Origin of the sequence: Parashewanella tropica (genome assembly GCF_004358445.1) — a bacterium.
GTDB lineage: Bacteria > Pseudomonadota > Gammaproteobacteria > Enterobacterales > Shewanellaceae > Parashewanella > Parashewanella tropica.
Map to the genome: position 1 here is coordinate 75,999 of NZ_CP037951.1, position 6,502 is coordinate 82,500.

At 42.3% G+C, this 6,502-nt stretch carries 4 protein-coding genes (1 of these 4 running past the window's edge); 2 read left to right on the forward strand and 2 right to left on the reverse strand.

The genetic code is table 11. The features are described from left to right. Nucleotides 1-53: 53 nt before the first annotated feature. A complete protein-coding gene (locus tag E2H97_RS00330) occupies nucleotides 54-3,881 on the reverse strand; it encodes an ankyrin repeat domain-containing protein (protein ID WP_133405280.1) in 3,828 nt (1,275 codons plus the stop codon). 216 nt (nucleotides 3,882-4,097) lie between these two features. On the opposite strand from E2H97_RS00330, the gene fabR reads away from it, so the two are divergent. Then, complete coding sequence (gene fabR, locus E2H97_RS00335; protein WP_133408530.1) at nucleotides 4,098-4,727, forward strand: HTH-type transcriptional repressor FabR; 630 nt, start codon at nucleotides 4,098-4,100, stop codon at nucleotides 4,725-4,727. Here fabR and trmA read toward each other — a convergent pair. Further along, complete coding sequence (gene trmA, locus E2H97_RS00340) at nucleotides 4,724-5,821, reverse strand: tRNA (uridine(54)-C5)-methyltransferase TrmA (RefSeq protein ID WP_133405281.1); 1,098 nt, start codon at nucleotides 5,819-5,821, stop codon at nucleotides 4,724-4,726. The genes fabR and trmA overlap by 4 nt on opposite strands. 88 nt (nucleotides 5,822-5,909) lie before the next feature. Between trmA and murI the strand changes: the two genes are divergently transcribed. Beyond that, nucleotides 5,910-6,502, forward strand: partial view of a glutamate racemase gene (murI, locus tag E2H97_RS00345; RefSeq protein WP_133405282.1) — the 5' portion only. It continues 202 nt past the right edge of the window; only the first 593 of its 795 coding nucleotides appear in the window; the start codon lies at nucleotides 5,910-5,912; its stop codon lies off the right edge, out of view.

Sequence of the window (6,502 nt, forward strand, 5' to 3'; positions counted from 1 at the left end):
TAATTTAGCTTGCAATGGCGTAAGGGTCAAGAATTAGCATTTATTTTATTGAATCAATCACCGACAATGGTTTTCAGTAAATATTTTTTGTTGGTTTTATCTAGAGGATAACGTTCATCAACATATTTGCGTGCATAGTCATATATGAGAAATTCCCAATCCTCTTTGCTCAAAAGGCTTAAAGGCTTGCTACCCGCTAGGATTAATATTTTTGCTGCTTGAAGATTGTCATGTACGGCACACAGCGTTATCGGTGCTAATCGTGTTGAGGAAGCTTGCCATCTCCAACCGCTCTTATTGGTATAGTTGATTCTGGTTGTGGCTTTATCAATAGTGGCACCTAATTGGGTCAATAATGCAAGTGTCTCTAAGTGTTGACTGTTTATACATGAAAGTTCAACGGCTAGGTGTAAGCAGGTATAACCCTCATAAGGTTCTTTCTCTACTGCGTAATCAAACCAGTCTTTCGGCAGTATTTTAAGCACATTGTGCGCACTAGACTCAGTGGCAATATGTGCAATACTAAATCCTCTCTTATCTATTTGAGTTATTGAGTCGGGTGCCCAAACTAATATAGCTTCTACAGCTTCTGCTCTATCTAGATGAGCCGCTAACTGTAGTGGAGTTAAGTGAAAATGGACCCCTTTAGCCGTGGCCATGCCTTTCAGGCACGTATCATTCACGGTTATCAGTGCTTGAAGTGCTTCTATCGATGAATGGATCACAGCAATATGCGCTGCAGCGTATCCTTGTTTATTGGCTGTTAAATAAGCCTCTGGACAAACTTCGCACAGGGCTTTAACAGCATGTCCTTTATTCAATTTTGCAGCTAACATCAGAGGCGTTAAACCCGTATGCTCTCCTTTACTGATGCCTATATTCAAGCTGAGTATCTCAGAGCTGGCTAGATATTTGACGCAAGCATAGGCGTCATCCTCAATGGCACAGTGCAATAAATTAAGCTCATTACCATCGGAAAGTACCGCTTGAATGAAAGCTGTGCGGAGTAATGGGGTTTCGATGAGGTATTGTAGCCCTTGAGCATTGTCAAACGTGACCGCATGTTTAAGCAGTGACAGTGGGGTAAAGTCAGGAGATTTTATCATTACACCTTGTGTTAATAGTACTTCAAGCGCTGCAATGGGGTGCTCTGAATGAAAAGCAAAAAACAAAGCGTTTTGACGCTCTAGAGTAAGCACTTGTCTGTTTGCACCTGCTCGCAGTAGTAGTTGTATCACTGACGTATTACCTGAGGCTGCGGCTAGATGAAGGGGCGCACTGCCACGAGGGTGAAGCTGATTTATTTCAGTGCTGAGTTTGGGCAGTAATAGTGCATATGCATTCGGGCAATGAACACCAATATGAAGTAAGTATCGGTCATTGAGCTGTAGTTCTGAGAACTTTTGCAATAAGTGACAGCAGAGCTCATCTTTCCTTAAATTAAGTGTAAAAGCGATAGTTGATTGTTGTTTATACACTGCAACATTAGGATTAAATTTGGGGTGCGCCATTAACACTGAAAACGAGTCAGGGTGCCACTTTATTGCCTGCGCGATAGGTGAGTAACCTTCATTGTTCTGTACCTCAAGCAATGCGGCATCGTGATTAATAAAGAGCGTGATGAGTGCTTCGTTTTGTTTTTTTACGGCATAGTGAAGTGGGGTTTCTCCAGTTAAGCTATTCACAGCGCCTGCGTCAGTGTCTTTATTGTTTAATAGTGCTTGAACGCACTCAAGATGTTGATACAGGGTAGCAATATGTAAAGGTGTGTCGCCAGTAGGATTGATTTGATTATTGCTCAATGGATTGGAGCTATGCTCAAGCAACAAGGTTAAAACTTGTTGCTTTCCTTGCAGGCATACATGGTGCAATGGCGTGTTACCCACCGCATCTCTTTGTTCAATGTTCAGTAACGATTGCTCAAGCCATGACTTAAGTAAAGCGACTCTTGTGCCAGATATAATGGCAAAGATTAAAACTGAATTTTCTTCATCTTTGATGAGGGATAGCGCTTGGACGAACTTTGGCTTAGCTTCTAGCCAATGCGAATCGTCAATGGCAGCCAATACATCTTTCCATGAGATGATGGGGGTTCTCTTACTCAAGGATAATACGAGATCTTGTAGAGGCTTACTTGGTAATTTGAGCGAGAGTACAAGCAAAATTTGCATACCTTTTGGGTCGTCATAATGCAGCTCAAGCCACTCGTTGGGAAGTGCATTTACTTCACTGACTGAAAGTTGATTGATGGCACCCCTTTCAAAAAAGAGTGGTTGCAATTCATGCTCTGTATCTGAAAAGATGGCTAATTGAGAGAATTCATCAACTGTGTGTTGATAGTTAATAAGCTCTGCTGCTGAATGCACCATGGTTTTTTGGTGTGAGAGTGCTCTACAGACATAGTCGATGAAGGCTTCTTTTAGAGATAATGGCGCCTGATGTTCATCAAGTAAGGATGCAAAAGCTATTACCGTTTGATTATCACAGGCGCATTGCGGAGATAAGGTGTCCAAATGACTGGCTATGGCTTGTGAGTGATGTGGGTTATCTAGCGGGAGACCTATCTTTTGGTTAGCTTGTATTTTTTCAAAAAGTTCCGATAGGGTGGATGACTGCTTTATTGTTTGTTCGCCTGGCAGTTCTACTTTTAAACGTTGTATCTTGGTTGAAAGTGTACCCATAAGGGTCGGTAAATCTTGATCCTCTTGAGTCATTTCAAAAGGCACTAAGCTGTCGTGGTCATGACAGCGTTGCAATTGTTTACCAAGCATGGTGGCGCAATAGGCTTTGATCCACTGATGTTCTGTACTCACCCAATATTCATTAAGATAGCCTGCCCATTGTTTTGCCATTTCATAATCAGATATCTGCTCCGTAACACTGTCTTGCAGAGAAAGTAACAATGGCAAAGGCATTTGCTGCGGCATGAGCGATGGACTAATAGAACCGCATAGCTGATGGTTTAGCTGAGGTTCTTCTGTTTGAATGGCAAAAAAAAGTGAATCGAAGGTCACTAACGTTTGATCGGAATCGAGAATTTGGATTGACGATAATGACGTGCTTTTTACATCTACGTGACAAAGTACTATGGCTAATTGACAGGGGGCTGCGAGTAATAGCATCTCATCGTTATGGGGCGTGTTTGTTAATAGTGCTGAAAGTACGGGGGCTTGTTCATTTCCAAATTGGCGTGCCAGATAAAAAGGGGTATAAAAAATCGTCACTAATTGCAGATAAAACTCTTGTTGAATTTCAGTTAGAGGTGATGAGGTATCTGTTTCGTTATTACATTCTGAAATCTGCAAGCCATATATCGCAGTACATGCGGGCAGGTTCGCCTTATCAAAGTCTGGGAACTGAGCCCCGAAAATGCGATTAATGGTCTCAATCGCTTTTGTTTCTGCTGAAGTATAGGCGCTATGGAGGTTATGTTTAGTACAGCGTAAGTAGGCAACATGACATCTAAAGTCAGGAACACGATTAGGGCTAACTTTGATAAGTCGGCTCATTGAGATTAAACACGCTTGTTTAGATTCTGCTGGGATATGGTCATCCATGAGTAAATAAACCAGTTGAGAGACATACTGTCCCTTTAACTGAAGCTCATACTGATGTTCAACACCAGCATTTACCAACTGTGAAAAAGCAGTATTTAAATAGACATATGTAGAAGAAGGTACTTCCTTCAAAGCATATTGCCGCCAAAGTTCGGCTAATTGCTCGAGGTCTTTTTCAAGTCTTGTCGCTTGTAGGCTGAGGCCGTTTATATTCTCGACTAGAGATCGCTCTATATCTACCGTTGTGCTCTCACCGCCATCATCTGTTACAAATTCCCACTCACCTATTTTCGATTGTGGAGTTTCGATTTGTGACGTTGACATGGTAAACCTCAATTAACACGTTGTTTTGAAAAGTCATTACTCGAAGACATTTCATGGGGCTAAGGATTTTAACTTTTAAACTAACTAATTGTGGTTAAAGTTTGTTCATTGCACATTTAGACCGCAGTTTGGATACACTTGCAAAAAAAGGGTGATTCCATTAGTGTCTGACCGCAGATTAATAGTTAGATTTTGGCAGAGTCATCAAGGGTGAACATGGGGATCCGAGCACAACAAAAAGAGAAAACGCGTCGCGCATTAGTGGATGCGGCGTTTAATCAGCTCAGTGCTGAGCGAAGTTTTTCTAGCTTGAGTCTTCGAGAAGTGGCAAGGGAAGCCAACATTGCTCCAACTTCATTTTATCGACATTTCAAAGATATGAATGAACTCGGACTTACTATGGTTGATGAAGGTGGCTTAGCACTGCGTCAAATGATGAGAAAAGGTCGCCAACGTGCCGAAGAGGGTGGCAGTGTTATTCAAATTTCCGTCGATACTTTTATGGAAGTATTAGAGTCTAATCCCAACGTATTTCGTATCTTACTTCACGAACGTTCAGGAACATCCGCGCCGTTTCGTGCAGCTGTTGCCCGTGAGATTGAACACTTTATCTCTGAACTAGCTCATTATACTGAGCAAACTACTCACAGAACCTATGAGCTTGCCCGTGCTCAAGCCGAAGCTTTAGTGACTTTAGTATTTAACGCTGGCGCAGCGGCATTAGATATGAAGCGCAGTGAACGGAAAAAATTAGCGCAACAATTGGTATTACAACTGCGGATCGTGATCCATGGCGCTCACACCCTTCACCAGAAAATGGAAAAGCGAGCGCCAAAAGAGGATTAGCGACGTTCTAGCAATACACCTGACTCCATATGGTCGGTGTATGGGAACTGATCAAACAAAGCAAAACGTGTGATCTTGTGGGTTTTCGCAAGTGTGGCTAAGTTGTCTGCCAAGGTACTTGGATTGCAAGAGATATACAAAATACGCTCGTAGTTTTGCACCATAAACAAGGTATTGTCATCCAAGCCTGCACGCGGTGGGTCAACAAAAATGGTATTGCAGTTATAGCTGTCTAAATCCACATCTTTTAAACGTCTGAATTGGCGCTTCTTCGCCAACGCATCACTAAAGTCTTCCGCCGACATACGAATAATATCAAGGTTATCAATATTATTTTCTTTGATGTTGTACTGCGCGGCATCCACTGAGGGCTTGGCGAGCTCTGTAGCTAATACGCGCTCAAAATTTTGTGCAAGCGCAATCGAGAAATTGCCATTGCCACAATACAGTTCAAGCAAATCACCTGTAGAGTTTTGGGTCACATCCAATGCCCACTCCAACATATGACAAGCGACTTTCGCATTCGGTTGAGTAAAGCTGTTTTCGACTTGTTTGTAGATATAGTCAGTGCCATTAATCGGCAAAGATTCAATCACGTACTCTTTATCCACACAGATTTTTTGCTTGCGAGCACGACCGATAAAGTTGATCTTAAATTCAGAAGATAGAGTCTCTTTTAATTGTTGAATGTGCTGTTGCCATTCACTGTCGAGTTGACGGTGATACAGTAGTGATACCAAAATCTCACCGCTAAGTGTCGACAAAAAATCTACTTGGAATAGCTTATGACGCAGAGCCGGGTTGGGCTTAAGTGCCTCCATCAGCTTAGGCATAAGCTTGTTGATCAAGCTACTGGCAGGCAAAAACTGATCACAGCGGACTTTTTGCTTGGTGCCTTGGTCGAACATGTAATAGTAAAGATCATCACCAGCATGCCAAACTCGAAACTCAGCACGCATACGATAATGGCGAGGTTCTGAAGCAAAGACTTCAACCTCTGGTGCGTCAAACTCAGCAAATAAAGCCTGTAAACGTTGTTTCTTATTATCCAATTGCTGATCGTAGTGCAGCGGATCCATTGTGGCAAAATTCATAGGTTGCTCACCATCATCTGTAAAATTGGGCGCAAATTATTATACTACTAGGCGATAAAGTCCACGATTGAAAACAAATGAGGTTACATTGCCACAGTCCATCTTAGTATTTGACTCCGGTGTTGGCGGTCTTAGTGTTCTATGTGAAATCCAAAAGCAGCTGCCAGATTATGCTTATTACTATCTTTTTGATAATGCGCGCTTACCTTATGGAAAACTCGCCGAAGATGAATTGATCTCTGGTGCAGTGTCGCTCATAACGTCTGTGGTAAACAAACTAACTCCAAGTTTGGTGGTGATAGCGTGTAATACTGCCAGTACCTTGATCTTGGACGAACTGAGACAGCAAATCGATATTCCTGTCGTTGGAGTGGTTCCTGCCATCAAACCCGCTGCGCTGCAATCGAAAACCAAACATATTGGTGTGTTAGCCACACCGGGTACGATTGAACGAGATTATACCCAAACCTTAATTGATAATTATGCCAAGGGTTGTCGAGTGAGCTTATTCTCTGCAAATGAATTAGTGATTATAGCCGAGCGTAAACTGGAGGCTAAGCCGATAAAGACAATGGAACTTGAAAGACAACTCAGCGAAATACAAGGCACTGATATTGATGTATTAGTACTGGGGTGTACCCACTTTCCATTACTTAAAGAAGAAATACAGCAGATTGTGGG

Excerpts from the sequence above, each read along its gene's own strand:
- fabR (WP_133408530.1), top strand. The coding sequence starts at position 4,098 with ATGGGGATCCGAGCACAACAAAAAGAGAAAACGCGTCGCGCATTAGTG.
- E2H97_RS00330 (WP_133405280.1), bottom strand. The coding sequence starts at position 3,881 with ATGTCAACGTCACAAATCGAAACTCCACAATCGAAAATAGGTGAGTGG.
- trmA (WP_133405281.1), bottom strand. The coding sequence starts at position 5,821 with ATGAATTTTGCCACAATGGATCCGCTGCACTACGATCAGCAATTGGAT.